The organism is Legionella steelei, assembly GCF_001468005.1.
GTDB classification, from domain to species: domain Bacteria; phylum Pseudomonadota; class Gammaproteobacteria; order Legionellales; family Legionellaceae; genus Legionella; species Legionella steelei.
In genome coordinates this window covers 808700-829681 of the sequence record NZ_LNYY01000021.1, presented here as the reverse complement: position 1 = coordinate 829681, position 20982 = coordinate 808700, and the positions used below count along the sequence as shown (strand labels likewise).

Sequence of the window (20982 nt, the reverse complement as noted above, 5' to 3'; positions counted from 1 at the left end):
AATATGGGTACACAACAAACAATCAATCCAGTGATACTGGAAAAGGTTACTCAAATACTACAACAACTTTTTAAAGTAGAAGTTGAAATTGTTTCTTTAAAGTTTTTAAGCGAGCCAGAGCGCCGAAATGTTGTGTTACGAATTATGCTCCAAAGTACATTGAGCTCTATTCCCCAAAGCATTATTTTCAAACAATCATTACCTGAAGAATCAGAAGCCGATGATAAAGAGGCATACGCACGATTTGCCCGCGATTGGGCTGGTCTTGAGTTTGCAAACGAAATTCATCAAAGCATGCATAATGTCCCACGCTTTTATGGCGGTGATAAAGAGTATCGATTTATTCTCATCGAAGATTTAGGAGCACCACATATAAGTTTGGTTGATGCATTGACACTCCCCTACCGTGATAAAGCGATTCGGGCTTTAGGTCGCTTCATGCACGCATTAGGGAGCTTCCATGCAGCAAGTTTTGCTAAAACAGAACTGTATGAAGCCATTCTAAATAAAATTCATGGGAGTGCGGAAACATTGCAAGAGGATTTGGAGTTCACTCGTACAGATTTACTCGAAAAATTGCACACAATTAATAAAAAACTCAATCTGACTTTAACAACTGAATGCATTAATGAGTCCACTGCACTGATTGAGTCGTTACTCACACCAGGTCCATTTACTGTTTTAACTCATGGGGATATTTGCCCGGATAATGTTTTTGACCACGAAGAAACACGTGATTTGCAACTCATTGATTTTGAATGGGCCTTTGTACGCAATGCCCTATTGGATGGAACTTATCTTAGAATGAGCATGCCTACGTGTTGGTGTGCCAAAGCCATACCCGAGGAGGTCATAGCCCCTCTTGAAATGATTTATCGAGAAGAACTCAAACGAACTATTCCCGCAGCATCTGATGATTTAGCTTATGCTAAAGCCTATACTGAGGCCTGTGGTTTCTGGTTATTGCAACAAACCCTCCACTTTCTTAATTCGACTCTGGAAAAAGACAGAGTAGGCCCTTCAGGGCCTACTCCTCAAAACTCATTATGGGATATCAAAGAAAATTGGGTAAGGCCGAGAGTTTTATCACGTTTACAGGCATTTATTCATGTTGCATCCAAAACTAACTTATTACCCCATTTAAAACAAATGGCGGAGAATATACTCTGTGAAATGAACAAACTCTGGGCTGATGCAAAACCCCTAGAGTTTTATCCTGCCTTTAGGACACTAGATCAAAAATTTTATATTAGAGCTTTTGAAGCAAACGACACACAAGAAATCTGCCAACTCTTTTATGATACAGTCCACAATATTAACTGCACCGATTATACCCAAGAGCAACTTGACGCATGGGCACCTAAAAATCCGAATGTGTTCGAGTGGCAAAAATCTCTTACTAAAAACTACACCTTTGTAGCTATTGCTCTAGAAAATAATAAAATCATTGGATTTGCAGACTTAGAAGAAAATGGCCATCTCAATCGAGGGTATGTTCATAAAGACTATCAAAATCAAGGAATCGGAAAAGCATTATTAGAAGCACGTGAACATAAAGCAATTACCTTAGGAATTGTTACACTCTTTTCAGATGTCAGTATCACTGCTAAACCATTTTTTGAGCGTCGCGGGTACATTACGAAAGCAAAACAAACTAAAGAACTGCGTGGCACAATGTTTACAAACTATCGCATGATAAAAAAGTTGACGTCATCTACTAAATAAAATGTCTATGCAAACAAACGCAAAAGATGATTAGCGAAACATTGCTTCATTGTTTTCAGTGAGGCTTTCAAGATGCGTTTTTTGCATATAAATTACAACAAGCCCTAGATACTTTAAACTGAATTTTTGTTATGTTTAGTAGAAATCACTCACTAATGACATTGCGATAACCAGTGTCTTTAAATTCACTTTTAAATAAGAGTATAAAACACTATGGAGCGGTTAAAATCCTATTTTCTTAAAGACACGACACTAAGAACTGAAATCATTGCAGGGATCACCACTTTTTTAACAATGGTGTATATTGCCTTTATTAACCCAAGTATTCTGCATGATGCAGGGATGGATCAAGGTGCAGTATTTACAGCTACTTGTCTTATTACTGCTTTTGCCTGTTTACTCGCAGGCCTCTTTGCTAACACCCCCATCGGTATTGCTCCGGGTATGGCTTTAAATATCTTCTTTTCCTACACGGTCGTACAAGGAATGGGTATACGTTGGGAGCAGGCTTTAGCTATTGTTTTTCTTTCGGGCGTCTTATTCTTTTTTATGTCGCTCACCAGCCTGCGACGTCTTTTAATTGAAGCAATCCCCTATAATTTACAAATTGCTATCTTGATAGGGATTAGTCTGCTCATTGCGTTAATTACCTTACAAAATAATCAAATTATTATAGCGGATAACCATAATTTAATGCGTCTAGGTGAAATCAATCGGCCTGAAGCAGGATTATTTTTCTTAGGTTTTCTTCTCATTCTGACTTTGGATTATTTTCAAATACCAGGAGCTATTATTCTTGGGATACTGAGTATTACCGCTTTAAGTTTGTTAATGGGCTTGTCCACCTGGCAGGGATTAATTTCCATGCCCCCTTCCATGCAAGCTACTTTTTTAAAACTTGATTTTTCTGGTCTAAATACTGCGCTTGCCATAAAAGCCACTTTCACCTTTTTTTTAATTGCTGTATTTGATGCAACAGGTACATTGATCGGATTATTGAATCCATCAGTATTCAAACAACAAAAAAACTATGGGAAACGTCTGAGTAACTGCTTAATAGCGGATGCAGCAGCTTCAGCTGTAGCGGGATTATTGGGCTCAGCAAGTACATCTCCTTATATTGAATCAGCGGCAGGTATTGAAGCGGGTGGACGTGGTGGTATTACCGCAATCGTCATTGCTCTCGGTTTTATTCTCATGTTATTTTTCTCACCTTTAGCGCGAATGATCCCTAATTTTGCTGTAGGTCCCGCTCTTCTTTATGTCGCATGTTGTATGATGAAACACCTTACTGATATGAAATTAAATGATATTAGTGAAACAGCACCCTGCATGGTTACAATTATGATGATCCCCTTTACTGCATCTATTGCGGATGGGATTGGCGGCGGTATTATTCTTTATACTTTGTTGAAACTATTAACACGGCAAAAAATTAATTTTTTACTCTGCATATTAAGCATTGTTTTTGTAATATTCTTTCTGGTTAGTTAAACAGAATTGAATCCGTTTTTTACTGCATATTTTGCAAAATTAATCACAAGGATATTCTACAATGTCCATCAAATGTTCCGTATTTATTGCTACCAGTGTCGATGGATTTATTGCTCGAAACGACGGCTCTATTGATTGGCTGATGAAAGTTAACTCCATTGTCCCTGAAGGTGAGGATGGTGGTTATAAGGCCTTTATTTCGACAGTTGATGGATTGGTCATGGGCAGGCATTCCTTTGAACAAATCCTATCATTTGCTGAATGGCCATATGGAACACTTCCAGTAATTGTCATGAGTAGTACAGCAATAAATATTCCTCAGCACTTACAAAACTACGTTACCTCATCGTCTGAAACGCCCACTGCCCTCGTGCAACGCTTAGTAAAAAAAGGAATGAAACACCTTTACATTGATGGAGGACTCACCATTCAAAGGTTCATTGCAGAGCGCCTCATTAATGAATTAACCATTACATTAATTCCCGTTTTACTCGGTTCTGGCAGGTCATTATTTGGCCCTCTAAAAAATGATGTCGAACTGGAGCTTTTGGATACAAAGAATATTGGCTGTGGTATTGTACAATTAAAATATCGTCTTCCAGACCCCAATTATTTGCATAATAAAACGCATTCAACTTAATGCAGTTGACGGGGTAATCACATTCGTGTACAAAAGTTGATTGAGCTTAATCGGCACTATAAGTTCAACTGAAATTGTTGTATGTAATCACCAACTCATCCATCTGGAGATTCGCATGCCCAAATTTTTTGATAGAGATACAAAAACGTTGTTCGTGACCAGAGGCCAAACAAGTACAGGTGATTTATCAGAAAATCATTTGGTTCTATTACCTAATCCCGATGAAATCCTCCCATCACTCGTACTTCGAAGACAAAATGCAGTGATATCAAGATTTTTTGAAAAGTGCTACATCAGTTCAGCAGGTGAAGAGCTTCATGGCAACTTTGATTTAAATGATCCGAGTAATGCCGATCTCGAAGAAGTAATTGATACAATTTATTGCCCTTAACCTTTTCCTAAAATTTGCAAAAGCTTTCTACATATAAATGTAGAAGGCTTTTTCTCATCATTATGCTAATGCATTGATAGTGTTTAAATTTTATAGTGTTCGAAAAGCCATATACATTTGCCAAACTCTCTGCATATAATGCGTTTGGATGATACTTAAAATGTACACTTATATTCTTTATCATCAGTACACGTCAATAAATAAAATTCAATTCTTAATTTAATTAGGGTGAAATAATATGACTTCAAGAACAACACATGGACATCAGCCAAACGCCCATCAATCAACTACCCAACCACACACTACAGTAGTTGTTACGACTCCGGTAGTACAAGGCGCCCATCATAACGGTTTCTTTCAGCCACATCATCATGTACATAATCCATACCAAAATAATCACCATCATCAACAACAACATCATCAACAACAACATCATCAGCAGCATGATTCACATACACATACCCACCATCCTTAGTTAAGAGAGAGTCCCGGATCAACATTAAGTGATCCGGGACTGCAGTTTTTTTTCTGTATAAAATATGAACACTCAGAAATCAATTTGAAGAAAAAAAGAAGCACTATGCATCGTATTTCATTAATTTCTTAACAATTAATATAATCTTGAAGCAAAATAGAAAAATGCTTCAAAATACCTTCAGTTACTCGTCAAAAAAGCTATGGTAAGTTTATAAATTTAGTTATTATGTTATTTACTTATGATTTTGCGGTTTTTCAATGCGCTCGATAGTAATTATAATTTTAACATTTATCTGCTCTGCATTAATTCATGCAAACGAAATTAATATTTCCACCACAACCAAGAACGGGAATACTATTTTTTACCTGCAAGCAGGAGCATTTAATTTAGAAAAAGATGCAAAGCAACGTGAAAAAGAGCTATCTGGTCTTGTTAGTGAACATGTAACAATTAAGAATCTATCAGATAAAAAACTTTATCTTGTACAAATCGGTCCTATTAGTGATTATCTTAAAGCGCGTGATTTGCAGAATAAACTAACCCAACAAATCAGTGCTCAAAAAAATCAAAAAAATAATGAGCAAAATCAAACACCTCCCTCGGTACAAACAAATCAATCTGAAAATTCAAGTGAGCCAACAGAAACACTGCCACCAAATAGTCAAATATGGAATTTAAGAAACGCGGATATCCGAGCTGTCATCGCTGAAGTATCGCGCGTTACAGGAAAAAACTTTGTCATTGATCCTCGTGTTCAAGGGAAAATATCGATTGTATCGTCAACACCAATGAATAATAACGAACTCTATCAAGTTTTCCTTTCCGTTTTGCAAGTATCGGGCTATGCTGCCATACCCAGTGGTGCAGTGATTAAAATTATTCCGAATATTGATGCGAAAACCCAATCACCTGATCTGCTGAACGAAATAAAACATCCGCCTCAAGGCGATGATATGATGGTCGCTGTTGTGCCTGTTCATTATGTTCCAGCAGAACAATTAGTCCCTGTTTTACGTCCGTTAATGCCCCAATGGAGTAGTATCTCCGCATATGCCCCTTCAAACATGCTCATCCTCTCAGGAAGAGCAAACAATGTTCATAGTCTTGCAGACATTATCAAACAAGTAGATAACTCAACCGCAAATGGTATTGATATGGTCCATTTAAGACATTCTTTAGCAATGGACATTGCCGCAACTCTAAAAGATCTAGTAAAAACCCAACCCAGTATGGGAGGAGCTCGAACTCAGTTAACTGTAGCGGCTGATGACCGCTCAAATTCTCTATTAATCAGCGGATCCAAAACAGATAGAATACGTCTTAGAATGTTAATATTAAAGTTAGATAAAGAAAGCTCTGAGGGTCTTAACACCAATACTCAAGTTGTTTATCTGAACTATCTCCGCGCAGAAGACCTAGTCCCCATTCTTGCCGGTATTGCTCAAGCAAACTTCAGTGGTAATGTTGGAACAACTATTGGCACAGTCACGCGTCCCGTTTTAGACAGCACTAACCCTGCTTCCAATCTTGTAAGCAACAGTAATAACTCTAGCTCTAGTCCGAGTTCGACTTCTCCTTATCCAGCAGGAGGCTCTCCATTGGCATCACCTGGGGCGACTGCAAATACTACGTCAGCAACCTCACAAAATGAAGGCTCCACAAAACCAACAGTACAAATTATTGCTGAGCCCAATACAAATTCTATTATTCTTAATGCCCCAGCGTCTGTAATACGAATTCTGAAAAAAGTAATTAGCCAATTGGATATTAAGCCTGCGCAAATTCTCATTGAGGCCATTGTCGCTGAGATAAATCAATCAGACATTAATGACCTAGGTATAGAATGGGGTAGTAATCAACAAACAGGAAAACCAGCCAGCTTTAGGCCTGGGTTTGCTATAATTAATAGCAAGACCAGACTTGATGATTTTCAAGCGCAAATATATGCCTTGGCAAGAGAAAATAAAGCGAATATTTTATCAACACCTTCGGTTGTAGTTCTTGATAATCGTCAAGCTAAGATACTGGTAGGTAAACAGGTTTCGATTGCATCCACTACTCAGCCTGCCAATGCGGGAGGTACAACAAATAATGGCGTACCATTTACCACTTTTGATCGGGTTAACGTTGCATTACATCTTTATGTCAGACCTCAAATTACGCGTGGCCAAGGCATTCAAATGCAAATCGATCAGGGCAATGATACTTTAGACCCACCAGTTGTTGCACCAAATACAACCACGCCAACATTTAGAATTAGCAGTATCGTTACTTCTGTTCATGTTGACAGTGGTGACATTGTTGTTCTAGGGGGATTAACTCAAGACAGTCTGGGTAATGACGATAATCGTATACCTGTGTTGGGAGATATACCAGGCATAGGTCGCATTTTCAAACGTAACGTAAATTCTCGCGAAAAACGTGTACTGATGGTCTTTATTAAACCCATTATTTTACGTAATGAACGAGATGCGATGCATATGACTGGCGAAAAGTATAATAGCGTACGTCAATACCAACTGGATTGGATAAGATCACAAGATGCATTTTTACAAAGTAATAACGCAACGGTAATGCCTGCTTTAAAACAAGCAGAATTACCTAAACCGTTTAATCGTCCACCTTTATTAGTAACGAACTAAACTATGGAACATGAAGAAACATCACTGAAAATCCCATACAGTTTTGCAAAAAACCATGGGATTGTTGTTGCCAGTGAAATGAGTGATGGTCATGTTCTTGTTTATTATTTATCTAACACGCCCTTACAAGCACTTGCCGAAATCAAACGATTATTACAATGTGAATTTACTTTAAAACAAGTTGATGAATCCGCGTTTCAGCAACATTTAGCTCATGTGTATCAATCAAAATCATCAATATTGGAAGCTGCTGGAGGAATGGAGGATGATATGGATCTTTCATTACTTGCAAGCCAACTACCTGTAAGTGAAGATTTGTTGGAAAATCAGGATGATGCACCAATTATCCGCTTATTGAATGCATTATTTACTCAGGCGATAAAGCAAAAAGCTTCTGATATTCATATTGAAACTTATGAAGATCGGGTCTTAGTACGTAATCGAATTGATGGGGTTTTACATGAAGTTTTAGAAATTCAACGGGCTATAGCTCCCCTAGTAATTTCCAGGGTCAAAGTTATGGCCAAATTAGATATTGCAGAAAAACGTATTCCACAAGATGGCCGTATTTCCCTGCGTATTGGTGGACATAATATTGACGTCCGGGTTTCAACACTCCCCTCTAACCATGGTGAACGTGTCGTTTTAAGGATTCTAGACAAACAGGCTGCTCAATTAGATTTAAATTTGCTCGGTATGCCTGAGCCAACTGTGAAAGCCATGCGACGAATGATTGCCGAGCCTCATGGCATTATTTTAGTTACTGGGCCAACTGGTTCTGGAAAGACTACGTCCTTATATGCCATGTTAACCGAGTTAAATGAAGTCACACGTAATATTCTAACCATTGAGGATCCCATAGAATATGATCTTGAAGGTATAGGACAAACGCAGGTAAATACTAAAGTACAGATGACCTTTGCTAAAGGCTTGAGAGCAATTCTTAGGCAAGATCCCGATGTCGTTATGATTGGGGAAATCCGTGATTTGGAAACCGCTGACATTGCCGTGCAGGCGAGTCTTACCGGGCATTTAGTACTGTCAACTTTGCATACAAACAGTGCACTAGGCGCGTTAACCCGTTTACGCGATATGGGAGTAGAATCATTCCTTCTCTCCTCAAGTATTGTTGGACTCATCGCCCAACGACTGGTCAGAAAATTATGCCATCAGTGTAAAACACCACATCAATTGAGAGATGATGAAAAAGAGCTTATGGGACTTGCTCCTGACGCAGATACTTCTAATGTTTTTGAGCCCAACGGCTGTGACGCCTGTAATCACTTAGGCTATAAGGGGAGAACAGGGATTTATGAGCTGATTACTATAGATGAGGTATTAAGAGGAATGATTCATCGTCATGAAAATTTACAAACAATGGAAAATCATTTACGCCCCACTACTCCCAGTATTCGCGATGATGGATTTCAGCGAGTGCTGGCCGGCGATACCTCACTTGCTGAAATCCTTCGCGTAACAACACAGGGTTAATTGATTAAGCATCACATCGAAGTGTTGCACAAAAAACAGAAAAAACATGGAATAAATTAATACACTTTGTTCATATTAATATTTCTTTAAGCTTTTTCTTATATAATTTGAATTACTTTTATATTTTTAGCACAAAAAAGTGTTTAAAAAGTATTCGATTTTTTATAGTTAATCGCTGGGAGAATAACCATGCCATCTGGGAAACAAAGAGAATATTTTCACAAAAAGACTCAAGAAGCGCTTCAAAACTTACAAAAAGTAGGTACCCTTCATTTTTTTCGTGATCCCATTTTTAATGAAGCTTTGGCAATACCAATACCTAAAACAAAGAAAGTTGACTCGTTAGAGACTTACTTAGATAATTTAAGTAATGTGTTTAATAGCATATTATATTCTGCAGAAGCTGGTTTTTATAATGCTCTTAAAGTCAGTGATCAAGCTTCTCAAGTTGCTCCCGTTGCGAGCTTTTGTCTCGAGGTATTAGGTTCAATAATATATAAAATATCAGAGTTATTGCCTAAAGATGACAAAGAAATAGAACTACAGCCCATGATAAAAGGTAACTGAGTATTGCAAAATATCATACTCTCGTCATCCCGAGCTGACGTATACCTGGTTTTTTGAACATAAATTTGAATTAATTGCTCTTACTTATGAGCAAGCCATCATCCCCGCGAAGGCAAGGGATCCATCCATCAAGATGGTACAATGCCAAAATAGTAATGGATCCATGCCTTGCAGGAGTGACAACAAATTCATGGAAATACATCAGATCCTGAGTGTAGAGAAGGTTCTTCACTTCGTAACATATGTACCCTATTGCACTTGGGATAACAACACCTTCAATTATTCAAAAAATTGTTTCCTATTAATCGATAGAAAATTCCTATGAAAATCAAATGTTAATGGTTACTATATAGGATATTTGCTATATCAGTGGCTGGGCTCATTAAGTTAAGGAATTAGCAGTCTGTCCTTAGGACCATAAAGTCACGAATGCATGGAATGGGATAATTTTTTAGGATTGAGTGGTGCTGCCAAATAAAAAGGGATCAATTATGCGGCTTTGGATAGTAGGATGTATTTGTTTTAGTTTGTACGCATTAACATCCTGCACTGTATCTCTGCCCCAACAAAGCCAAGTTAAAAATATAAAAGCCATTCCGAATATGGAACACACCATTAAAAAGAGCTTACAAAAAAAAGCCATTTATTCTAAAGGCAAATGGCCCAGAGAACAATGGTGGTTATCTTATAATAACCCCGAGCTCAATACCTTAGTTGTAGAAGCGTTAACGAATAATCCATCAATTCATGAGGTCAGAAATCGTATTGAAGTTGCCAAGCAACAAGCAATTGTTACGCGCTCTGTATTATTCCCTTTAGTTTTCTTCAATGCAGATGAAAATCGACAATATATAAGCAAAAACGGTTTATATCGTGCGTTCAATCATAAATTCCCCTTGAATGCCACACTCTTAGACCTTTCGCTTTCCTTTAATTATGAGTTTGATTTCTGGGGAAAAAACCGTAATCTTTTTCACGCTGCATTAGGCGAAGCAAAAGCACAAGAAGCAGAAGCTGCTGAAGTAGTTTTGATTACAAGCACAGCAATCGCGCAAGCTTATTTTGCTTATAAAACGAATCTTATAAGAAAACAATTGTTCACACAGTTAATTGATGTACGACAAAAAATTGCAAAATTGCAGCGTTTACTAGTACAAAAAGGACTTTCCTCAAAATTGCCCGCATTAGAAACTTCAGCAAACCTACTTGAATCCCAAAAATTACTCTCAAGTATTACTGATGAATTGACTGCAAATAAACACTTAATTAATACGTTAGCAGGTCGTGGACCAGACACTCCTCTTATGATTAATTCATCCCTTCCTGCATTGCCTAAAACTCTGAATATCCCTCAAATACTACCACTCGATTTTTTAGCACGCCGACCTGATCTTATGGCACAAATTTGGCGAGCTAAAGCCTTAGCCTACAAAACAGGGGCAGCGATGGCAGAATATTATCCTGACGTAAACCTTGCTGGCTTAATTGGCTTAGAAAGTACCAGTTGGAGAAAGTTTCTTGATATTTCAAGCGGCACCGCAGCGATTAGGCCCGCATTACAGTTACCCATTTTTACTGCAGGCGCGATACGCGCTAATATTAAGGCAACTAAAGCACAATTTGATGCGGCAATCGATTCATACAATAGTTTACTCTTATACAGCACCCAGGAAGTTCTTGATGTTTTGGCTTTTTCTGAAGACATTTATCAACAAAAAATAGAACAAAAAAAGATAGTAGAATATGCGAAACAACGTTATGAATTAAGTTTTTTACGCCATAAAAAAGGTTTAGATAACTTATTTGATCTTTATCTTATACAAGAAGAGGTCATCCAAAGAAAACTTGAAGATGTTACGCTGCTTTATAATCAATACTTAGCCTCTATAAAATTAACTAAGGCGTTAGGTGGCGGTTACCATCAAAATACCATCCCATTGGTGAAAAACTCATGAAAAAAAGATCTCCTTCTTTTTATTTTACACTTATTCTTATAGTCTTATTTATTTTTATTTTCTTGTATTGGTTTTTTGTATGGAGAAACCAAGCTTATACCAATAATGCTTATGTACAAGGGAATCAGGTTTACATCAAATCCTTACGGCCAGGATTTGTTACAGGCATTTATACCGATGATAGTTTTCTAGTAAAAAAAGGACAGCTCATTGTTTCTTTAAATGAAACTGATTCACTGATCGCGCTGGAAAAAGCAAAAAAGAAACTTGCCAAAACAGTACGTGATGTATGCCAAGCATTTCATGATGTGTTTATTTTGGCCGCAGATATTGAAGTTAGAAGTGCAGAGCTCTTAAAAACAAAACAAAATCTAAAGCATCGTCATGATGTCATTGGTGCCAATGCGATTTCTTTAGAAGAGTACCAAAATGCACAAGATGATCTCAAAGCCGCGTCTGCCACCTTAAGAAGTACTAAAAACACTTATCAAAAAAAGCTTGCTTTTGTACAAGGTACCTCCATTACAGAGCATCCATGGGTACAAGCAGCAGCACAAGAGGTGCGCGATGCATGGGTACAATTATATCGATGTAAAATTTATGCTCCTGTAGAGGGATTGATCGCACAAAGAACAATTCAAGTAGGCATGTGGGTTTCTCCCAATGATCCACTAATGGCCATTATTCCGCTCGATCAAATTTGGGTCAATGCCAATTATAAGGAAACTCAAATGAAAAGAATGCGTATCGGCCAAAACGTTAGGTTTACTTCTGATCTGTACGGTTCCAATGTTGTATTTCATGGGAAGATTGTCGGTTTACCAGGTGGTGCAGGTAATGTTTTTTCATTATTACCCCCCGAAAATCTCAGTGGGAATTGGATTAAAATTGTCCAAAGATTACCGGTTCGTGTAGCAATAGAACAGGATGAATTAAAAAAATATCCTCTGCGAATTGGTCTCTCTTTAGAGTTAACTACTGATTTGTCCGATCAAAACGGACTTTTAGTGCCCACCTCAACATCAAACTCACCAAGTTACGTTACTGAAATTTTTCAAAAAGAAGAGGCAGGTAATGAGAAGCTCATTGCAAATATTATTAAGAACAATTTAGACCCTAATCTTCAGGAGTTTGCCCATACTCCACTTAGGCACAATAAAATTGCGCTAAATAAAATGAGTAAGTAATGATTCTTTATATTTTACTGTTCTCACTTGCTGCAATCATTTTCAACCTGACCTTAACTATAATGGCTGGTCTATATATTGTCAGTGATCTGGGTGGCAGCCCTTATATGACGTCGTATACAGTCAGTTTTTTTTGCATTGGAAATCTCCTCGGCGTTCCTCTAGGCAAACCTACGGCAACACGCTTAAGCCCCATTCAGCTTTATGTAGTATGTCTTAGCCTTACCGCATTATTCTCGTGGCAATGCGCTATAGCCAACAATTTTTTTACTTTTATCTTATTCAGATTCTTAGAAGGATTGGCTTCAGGACCAATGTTTCTTCTTATTACGTGTACACTGATTCCGTTACTTTCATCAAATAAGGATAAAGTCTATATTGTTTCTTTAGTATTGATTTGTCTTTCAATAGTTCCGGTACTTGGTGCTTCATATGGCGCTTGGATTGCTTACATCTATGATTGGCGTTTCCTTTTCTATTCTAATATACCTATTTGTTTGTTTTTTATTGTTTATGTAGGTTATGGCTATAGAAAATATCATGAACCTGTTAAAAAGGCATATTTTGACAAACTCGGATATCTTTATTACTGCGTCAGCATGATCTTTATTGTCAGCGCGTTAACAATAGGCCAGGAGCTAGATTGGTTTCGCTCTCCTTTAATTACTTTTTTGCTTGTTTCTGGGGTAATCAGTCTTATCTTTTTTATTTTACGTAGTTGGTCAGCACAGCATCCTGTCATTGAATTAAAATTACTTAAGAATTTTTATTTTTCACTTGCAATGCTCTATATCATCTTATTTTTTGCACTCTATTTTGGTATGGTGATTTTATTGTCTTTATGGTTAAAACTTTATGTCAATTATACCCCCAATTGGATCGCACTCATTATAGGTACTATGGCATTTTGTGGATGGATTCCAGTTCTTTTCAATAAGAAACAATATGATCCGTTTTTCCCATTAATCATTGCCTTACTTTTTTTTGCCATTTCCTGTTTCTATACCACTTCCTTTAATGTAGATATTGATTTTAATCGAATTGCTTTTTCACGTGTATTAGCCGGTATAGGTCTCGCATTGTTCTTATCGCCACTCTTTCAATTGTCAGTACAAGCTTTTCCTGAAACAAAGCTTGCCGAAAGCATATGCTTCTTTCATGTCTCTCGATTGCTTGGTAGCGGATTAGGAGTTGCTTTATTTTCTATTTTATGGCACAGACGTGAAGTATTTTTTCATCTTCGTTTAGGAAGCAGATTAACTGCATTTTCCCAGGAAACACAACAGTTTCTCGAGCGAGCAAAACTATTTCATCTGCAAGGAAAACAGACTGCTGCCCAATTAAATGTTTATCTTACGCGACAAGCCACTGCTTTGGCATTGGACGATTGCTTTTATCTTATGGGCTGGATGGCTCTCAGTTTACTCTGTTTTTTAGTTGTTATTCTTTTATTTCGTAATAAAAAGCAAGCATCATCCCGAGTGCAACGAGAGATCCCCGCGTTGTAACAACTTGTTACGGTGGGATCTCTCGTTGTACTCGGGATGACGGCTATCTTTGCATAGAAACCCGGGGTACGCTGTGCTGTGCCCAGGCTACAGAAAATTGCTTATTCCATCCTACGCCAAGTGGTACCATTGGGTCCATCTTCCAACTCAATCCCACGATGTAACAAATCTGCTCTTATTTGGTCAGCCCGCTGCCAATTTCGATCAGCACGAGCTTGAAGTCTCTCAGCAATTAATTGTTCTATTTCAGTCTTATCTTCTTCAGCAAAACCTGATTGTAAAAAAGATGCTGGATCTTCTTGTAATAGACCCAGGATCCCGGCTAAGTGCTTCAATGTATTCGCTAAAATAGATGAACGATTCTTATTGACTTCATGGCTTAGTTGGAACAAAACAGAGAGCGCTACAGGCGTATTAAAATCATCATTCATTGCTTGATTAAATTCATTAATCCAATGATTATCTAACTCACCATCTGCAGCAGTATAGCTGTCTTTTATTGTCTGGTATAAGCGCGTTAACGCTTTCTTAGTATTTGCTAAATTTTCTTCGGAATAATTTAATGGACTACGATAATGGCTACTTAAAAGAAAATAGCGTACAACCTCTGGGTGATGCTTGGCCAAAACATCAGCTATTGTAAAAAAATTACCCAATGATTTGGACATCTTTTCATTATTGACTTGTAGCATTCCTACATGCAACCAATAATTTGCAAAAGGCTTTGCAGTAGCAGCTTCACTTTGAGCAATTTCATTTTCATGATGTGGGAATTGTAAATCCAGTCCACCTCCATGAATATCAAATTGTTCACCTAATTCACTCATAGCCATCGCAGAACATTCAATATGCCAGCCAGGGCGTCCTTCGCCCCATGGGGAAGGCCAACTTGGTTCCCCTTGCTTTGCCTTTTTCCATAGAACAAAATCTAAGGGAGAGCGTTTTTCTTTGACAATCTCTACTCGTGCTCCTGCAACTAATCCCTCTAAATCTTTGTGCGATAATTTGCCGTAGTCAGCGAAAGAATCTACTTGATAACATACATCGCCATTATCACTAAGATATGCATTCCCCTTTTCTAGCAATCGCTCAATTAGGCGAATAATGCTATTGATATGTTCTGTAGCACGTGGCTCTACATCCGGAGATAAAATATTTAGAGCTTGCGTATCCCCATTCATTGCCGCGATATACTGAGCAGTCAACTCATCGATCGGTATTGCACGTTCATGCGCACGTGCAATAATTTTATCGTCAATATCTGTAATATTACGTACGTATTTTACTTCATAACCTTGAGAACGAAGGTATCGAACAATGACGTCAAAAGATACCATAGAGCGGGCATGGCCTATATGACAACGATCATATACGGTAATACCACAAACATAGATACCAATTTTTCCAGGAGAAATGGAAACAAATGGTTCTTTTGTTCTGGTTAGAGAATTATATAAATGCAACATATCTACCCCTTTAGGTTACTCTATCCTTTTGTCCAAGTATCTTTTAAGTCAACAACACGATGAAATACACTAACTCGTCCATCTTTTGACTCATTAACACAATAGTACCCTAGACGCTCAAATTGGAATACCTCACCTAATGGCTGATGGGCTAGAGCCGGCTCACAATAGGCTTGTTTTACTTGCAACGAATCATGATTTAAAAACTGGAAAAAATCCTCCTCTCGACCAGGATTCGGATCATTAAATAAACGGTCATACTCCAGTACACTCACAGGATAAGCGTGTTCACATGATACCCAATGAATGACACCTTTTACTTTTCTATCTTCTGGATTCTTTCCTAAAGTTTTTTCATCATAGGTACAACGTAACTCGACGATATTACCCTGCTCATCATGAACCACATCATGACATTTAATCACATAGGCATGACGTAAACGTACTTCAGCCCCAGGAGATAAACGGAAATATTTTTTAGGTGGTTCTTCCATGAAATCAGAACGCTCAATGAAGAGTTCGCGAGTAAAAGGTAATTCCCGCTTTTCTGAATCTGGGTCCTGCTGATTATAAGCAGGCTTTAACATGTCTACTTTGCCTTCAGGGTAATTTTCTATAACTACTTTTACAGGATCCATAACACATAAAGCACGTTTGGCAGTCCTATTCAATTCGTTACGGACGCATTCCTCAAGAATAGACATATCGATTACGGAATCACTCCGTGATATCCCTATTATTTCACAAAATTGCCGAATTGCAGCCGGTGGATAACCACGTTTACGCATTCCGCGTAACGTAGGCATTCGCGGATCATCCCATCCTGAAACAGCATTTTTTTCAACTAGAGTACGTAATTTACGTTTTGATGTGACCGTATGCGATAAATTCAAGCGCGCAAACTCAGTTTGTATTGGCTTTGCCGGTAAAGGTAAATTATCAACACACCAGTCATAAAGAGGACGATGGTCTTGAAACTCTAAAGTACATAGAGAATGAGTAATTTTTTCTAGCGCATCAGAAATAGGGTGAGCATAGTCGTACATAGGATAAATACACCATTCATCCCCAGTGCGTTGATGATGCGCATGTCGAATACGATAGATTACTGGATCACGCATATTTAGGTTACCAGATTGCATATCAATCTTTGCTCTTAGCACATGCGTTCCATCAGGAAACTCTCCAGCTTTCATACGAGTAAATAAATCCAAACTTTCCTCTATAGGTCTATTTCTGTAAGGGCTTTCACGTCCAGGCTCTTGCAAAGTTCCTCGATAAGCACGAATTTCATCCATGCTTAAGCTATCAACATAAGCCAAGTCTTTTTTGATTAATAATACTGCAAAGTCATAGAGTTCATGATAGTAGTCTGAAGAATGAGTCATTGCATGCCATTCAAAACCTAGCCAACGTACGTCTTCAATAATCGCATTGACGTACTCCTCTTCTTCTTTCATTGGATTGGTATCATCAAAACGTAAAAAACAAATACCTTTAAATTCTTGTGCCAAACCAAAATTCAGGCATATAGACTTAGCATGCCCTACATGCAAATATCCATTAGGCTCAGGAGGAAAACGAGTCACTACAGACTTATGTTTGCCACTCGCTAATTCATCAGTAATCAGTTGTCTTATAAAATGAGCTCGTTTTTCAGTTAATTCTATCATTAGATTTTTCCGTCTATTATGGGCTTTTGACAATTCTACTATGAAGCCATTATTTTAATTATCCATCGCATGTCGCATGGAATAAATTAAATCTGCTCCCGCTTGCAATATATCATTATTCGTATTGTACGCATCCAGAATTTGCGTAATAAGGGCTGCTCCCACAATGACACCATCAGCAAAACCAGCAACCTCTGCAGCCATTTCTGGTGTTTTTATACCAAAACCCACCATTAAAGGAAGTGTGGTTTGTGCTTTCCGGTGTTGATATTGCGATTTTAAAGATGAAACATCCAACGCATTCGATCCAGTAACACCCTTTAAAGACACGTAGTACAAATAGCCCTTCGCGAATTGGTTAATTAATGCCATTCGCTCATCAGAGGTCGTAGGCGAACAAAGAAAGATACTGTATAAACCATGTTTTTGCCAGACTTTTGCTACATCCTCACTTTCTTCTGGTGGTAAGTCTACCAAAATCGTTCCATCCACACCCGCTTCCACAGCCTGTTGTGCAAACAGTTCATAACCAAAATGTTCGATAGGATTTAGATAGCCCATGAGAACAATGGGTGTCTCTTGATCCTGTACACGAAACTCCTTCACCATATTCAATACGGTATGGCAATGTACATCTTGAGCAAGTGCACGCTCCATTGCTCTTTGGATAACAGGGCCTTCTGCCATAGGATCAGAAAAAGGGATGCCTAATTCTAAAATATCAGCCCCTGCTCTAACCAATTCATGCATGAGTTTGACCGTGACTTCTGGATATGGATCCCCAGCAGTAATATAAGGGCTAAGCATTTTTTTGCCTTGAGATTGCAGGCGCATCAAAGTTTTATCAATTCGATTCATACAGTAATTCCATCAATTTGAGCAACAGTATGCATGTCTTTATCACCACGACCAGATAAATTCACGATAATGCTTTGCTCCGCTGACATGTTCTTAGCAAGTTTCATTGCATAAGCAATTGCATGACTGGATTCAAGAGCAGGAATAATCCCCTCAACGCGTGTTAAAGTACGGAATGCATGCAAGGCTTCATCGTCATTAATTGCTTCATAAACGACACGTCCGGTATCTTTTAAGTAGGCATGTTCTGGGCCTACACCAGGATAATCAAGGCCAGCTGAAACTGAATGGGTATCTTTAATCTGACCGTATTCATCACACAGCAAATAAGTCCGGTTGCCATGTAAAACACCCGGTTTTCCAGCAATCAGCGACGCAGAATGTTCACCACTTTCTAGCCCTTTTCCTCCAGCTTCAACACCATAGATAGCCACTGTTGAATCATTCAGGAAAGGATAAAATAAACCGATTGCATTGGAACCACCACCGACACAGGCCACCAGGGCATCAGGCAAGTGTCCTGTTTTTTCCAAAAACTGGGCGCGCGCTTCAATACCAATAATTGCTTGAAAATCGCGAACCATTTGCGGATATGGATGTGGACCGGCAACTGTGCCAATAATATAAAAAGTATCATCAATATGACTTACCCAATCGCGCATGGCTTCATTTAATGCATCTTTTAACGTGCGTGATCCCGCAGTGACCGGAACAACCTCTGCTCCCAACAATTTCATGCGATAAACATTTGATGATTGACGTTTTATGTCTTCAGCACCCATATATACGACACATTCTAAACCTAATTTAGCAGCTACTGTTGCTGAGGCAACTCCATGTTGACCTGCACCCGTTTCAGCAATGACTCGCGTTTTTCCCATGCGCTTGGCAAGTAACGCTTGTCCTACAGTATTATTAATTTTATGTGCACCGGTATGATTCAAATCCTCTCGCTTTAAGTAGATTTGTGCACCACCAAGCTCCAGACTTAAACGTCGTGCATGATACAGTGGATTGGGACGTCCCACATAATCTTTTAATTCAACATTCAGCTCAGCTAAAAACTCAGGATCTTTTCGATATTTTGCATAAGCCTCTTCCAATTGCTTCAATGCGTACATCAAAGTATCTGCAACAAAAATACCGCCGTAGGGGCCAAAGTGCCCGCGCTCATCAGGAAGCTCTTTTTTGCTCATTATCTACCTTATTACTTCTTATAAACGTAGCCTGGGTGAAGCGCAGCGTAACCCGGGAATATTGGATTACTAACCCTGGGCTATGCTGCGCTTCACCCAGGCTACTACTACATTATCTATGTATTAATTTCTGCATAAATCGACTCATTTTGCCATGATCTTTAACTCCAGGCGACATCTCAATGCCACTACACAGATCTACAGCATAAGGATGGCATGATTTAATTGCTTCTAGTACATTAAACTCATCTAATCCACCAGCCAGCAGGTAAGGCTTTTCTACTTTTTGGGGAATAATATTCCAGTCAAAAACACACCCAGTACCACCTCGTGCCACATTAGAAGGAGTATCCAGTAACAATGCGCGTGCGGTCATAAAATCCCGTGCCGCCTGATGAATATGTTCTGTCGAATCACAATGAATGGCTTTAATAAAAGGTTTATTAAATTGCTGGCAAAACTCAGCTGATTCATCTCCATGAAATTGCAATAACTGAATTGGTAATTCCTCTACTATTTCATAGACAAAATCTCGCTCAGGATTAACCAAAACAGCAACTGCATCTACAAGTGCAGGAAGGTCTCTTAATAAAATTTTTGCCTGCGCGACTGAGACACAACGAGCACTTTTTGGATAAAAGATCAAACCTATAGCATCAACACCTAGATTAACCGCATGTGCGATATCTTCGTTACGTGTCATACCACACATTTTGACTCGTACACGTGCCAGATTCAATTATTTCTCCAAAAGAAAAGTAGGCCCCGGACCACTTTGTAATATAGAAAACTCCTGAGGATAAGTTACTTGCACCAAATACAAACCATAAGCAGGTGCTGTTTCAGCACCTAATCGTCTGTCTTTTGCTTTAAGTACTTCATCGACCCAAGCCACAGGATGCTTACCTGATCCTACTGCAATTAACACACCAGCAATGTTTCGTACCATATGATGCAAAAAAGCATTGGCAGTAATATCGATTACCACCAAATCCCCCATGCGACTAACCTGTAATTTGTGGATATTTCGCATAGGTGTATTCGATTGACACTCAACGGAACGAAATGAAGTAAAATCATTTTCTCCTAGTAAAACTTGGGCTGCTTGATGCATCAAGCGGTGATCTAGTTGCCTGTATTGCCAAGTTACATTACTTCGTAATAAAGCAGGTCTAATGGCACAATTATAAATCACATAACGATATCGTCTTGCGGTAGCGGAATATCGTGCGTGGAACTCTTCTGATAATTCTTTTCCCCACTTAACACAAACATCTTTAGGCAAAAAAGAATTCGCACCATGAATCCAGGCACGAATGCTGCGAACTTTATCGCAGTCAAAATGAATTACTTGATTTGTAGCGTGCACGCCAGTATCTGTCCTACCTGCGCACACAACAGAAATAGGGCAATCAGCTACTCTTGATAAAGCATGTTCTACGGCTTGTTGCACAGTATGCAAGCCTGTTTGTGCTTGCCAGCCATGATACTGGCTACCATCGTACTCAAGCACTAAGGCGATACGCATTGATTATTCCTGAAAAAAAGGATCAATTTATAATACAGTATATGTTTTGTCTATACCCTATAATCCTAAAAATGCAATGGCGTAGAAATTTGTAATTTTAATCATGGTCGCGTGAATATAAAAAATTTTCTCAAAAAGTTCAGTCTTCTATCTTCTAATAGAAACAACCATTCCTGCAATTTA

17 protein-coding genes are annotated in these 20982 nt (G+C 38.5%); 10 read left to right on the top strand and 7 right to left on the bottom strand.

The window, feature by feature from the left end:
- The first annotated feature begins 3 nt into the window (after positions 1–3).
- The 4 genes from Lste_RS19015 (at position 4) to Lste_RS18175 (ending at position 4250) form a co-directional block, all read left to right on the top strand.
- The gene (locus Lste_RS19015; protein ID WP_237760526.1) at positions 4–1725 is read left to right on the top strand and encodes a GNAT family N-acetyltransferase; all 1722 of its coding nucleotides are present in this window, start codon (positions 4–6) and stop codon (positions 1723–1725) included.
- Positions 1726–1938: 213 nt separating this feature from the next.
- Complete coding sequence (locus tag Lste_RS18185; protein ID WP_058512388.1) at positions 1939–3219, top strand: NCS2 family permease; 1281 nt, start codon at positions 1939–1941, stop codon at positions 3217–3219.
- A 61-nt stretch (positions 3220–3280) separates the two neighbouring features.
- On the top strand, positions 3281–3859 hold the full coding sequence (locus Lste_RS18180) for a dihydrofolate reductase family protein (protein ID WP_058512387.1): 579 nt from the start codon (positions 3281–3283) through the stop codon (positions 3857–3859).
- A gap of 115 nt (positions 3860–3974) precedes the next feature.
- Positions 3975–4250, top strand: coding sequence for a hypothetical protein (locus Lste_RS18175; RefSeq protein ID WP_058512386.1), 276 nt, complete (start codon positions 3975–3977; stop codon positions 4248–4250).
- Positions 4251–4564: 314 nt separating this feature from the next.
- Here the strand turns inward: Lste_RS18175 and Lste_RS19225 are convergent, their stop codons facing one another.
- Positions 4565–4750: a hypothetical protein gene (locus tag Lste_RS19225; RefSeq protein ID WP_157070794.1), complete on the bottom strand. Its 186-nt coding sequence runs from the start codon at positions 4748–4750 to the stop codon at positions 4565–4567.
- A 235-nt stretch (positions 4751–4985) separates the two neighbouring features.
- On the opposite strand from Lste_RS19225, the gene lspD reads away from it, so the two are divergent.
- From lspD to Lste_RS18145, 6 genes are all read left to right on the top strand, one after another.
- On the top strand, positions 4986–7370 hold the full coding sequence (lspD, locus tag Lste_RS18170; protein ID WP_058512385.1) for a GspD family T2SS secretin variant LspD: 2385 nt from the start codon (positions 4986–4988) through the stop codon (positions 7368–7370).
- A gap of 3 nt (positions 7371–7373) precedes the next feature.
- Positions 7374–8861 (top strand): GspE family T2SS ATPase variant LspE, encoded by a 1488-nt coding sequence (gene lspE, locus Lste_RS18165; protein WP_058512384.1) that lies wholly within the window; start codon positions 7374–7376, stop codon positions 8859–8861.
- Between the two features lie 189 nt (positions 8862–9050).
- Positions 9051–9428 carry a hypothetical protein gene (locus Lste_RS18160; RefSeq protein ID WP_058512383.1) on the top strand — a complete coding sequence of 126 codons (378 nt, stop codon included), beginning with the start codon at positions 9051–9053 and terminating at the stop codon, positions 9426–9428.
- Positions 9429–9919: 491 nt separating this feature from the next.
- A complete protein-coding gene (locus Lste_RS18155; protein WP_058512382.1) occupies positions 9920–11383 on the top strand; it encodes an efflux transporter outer membrane subunit in 1464 nt (487 codons plus the stop codon).
- Positions 11380–12570: an HlyD/EmrA/EmrK family protein gene (locus Lste_RS18150; protein ID WP_058512381.1), complete on the top strand. Its 1191-nt coding sequence runs from the start codon at positions 11380–11382 to the stop codon at positions 12568–12570. The genes Lste_RS18155 and Lste_RS18150 overlap by 4 nt, the downstream gene beginning before the upstream one ends.
- Positions 12570–14078, top strand: coding sequence for an MFS transporter (locus Lste_RS18145; RefSeq protein ID WP_058512380.1), 1509 nt, complete (start codon positions 12570–12572; stop codon positions 14076–14078). Before Lste_RS18150 ends, Lste_RS18145 begins: the two co-directional genes overlap by 1 nt.
- Before the next feature lie 101 nt (positions 14079–14179).
- Here Lste_RS18145 and cysS read toward each other — a convergent pair whose 3' ends face one another.
- The 6 genes from cysS to truA all read right to left on the bottom strand — a co-directional run bounded on the left by cysS (position 14180) and on the right by truA (position 20799).
- Entirely contained in the window at positions 14180–15544 is a 1365-nt protein-coding gene (gene cysS, locus Lste_RS18140; RefSeq protein ID WP_058512379.1) for a cysteine--tRNA ligase, read from the bottom strand.
- Between the two features lie 20 nt (positions 15545–15564).
- Complete coding sequence (locus Lste_RS18135) at positions 15565–17217, bottom strand: glutamine--tRNA ligase/YqeY domain fusion protein (RefSeq protein ID WP_058512378.1); 1653 nt, start codon at positions 17215–17217, stop codon at positions 15565–15567.
- A gap of 54 nt (positions 17218–17271) precedes the next feature.
- On the bottom strand, positions 17272–18075 hold the full coding sequence (trpA, locus tag Lste_RS18130) for a tryptophan synthase subunit alpha (protein ID WP_058512377.1): 804 nt from the start codon (positions 18073–18075) through the stop codon (positions 17272–17274).
- Positions 18072–19271, bottom strand: a complete 1200-nt coding sequence (gene trpB, locus Lste_RS18125; RefSeq protein WP_058512376.1) for a tryptophan synthase subunit beta — start codon at positions 19269–19271, stop codon at positions 18072–18074. Before trpB ends, trpA begins: the two co-directional genes overlap by 4 nt.
- Positions 19272–19383: 112 nt before the next feature.
- Positions 19384–20010: a phosphoribosylanthranilate isomerase gene (locus tag Lste_RS18120; RefSeq protein WP_058512375.1), complete on the bottom strand. Its 627-nt coding sequence runs from the start codon at positions 20008–20010 to the stop codon at positions 19384–19386.
- Positions 20011–20799: a tRNA pseudouridine(38-40) synthase TruA gene (gene truA, locus Lste_RS18115; RefSeq protein WP_058512374.1), complete on the bottom strand. Its 789-nt coding sequence runs from the start codon at positions 20797–20799 to the stop codon at positions 20011–20013.
- Positions 20800–20982: the final 183 nt, after the last annotated feature.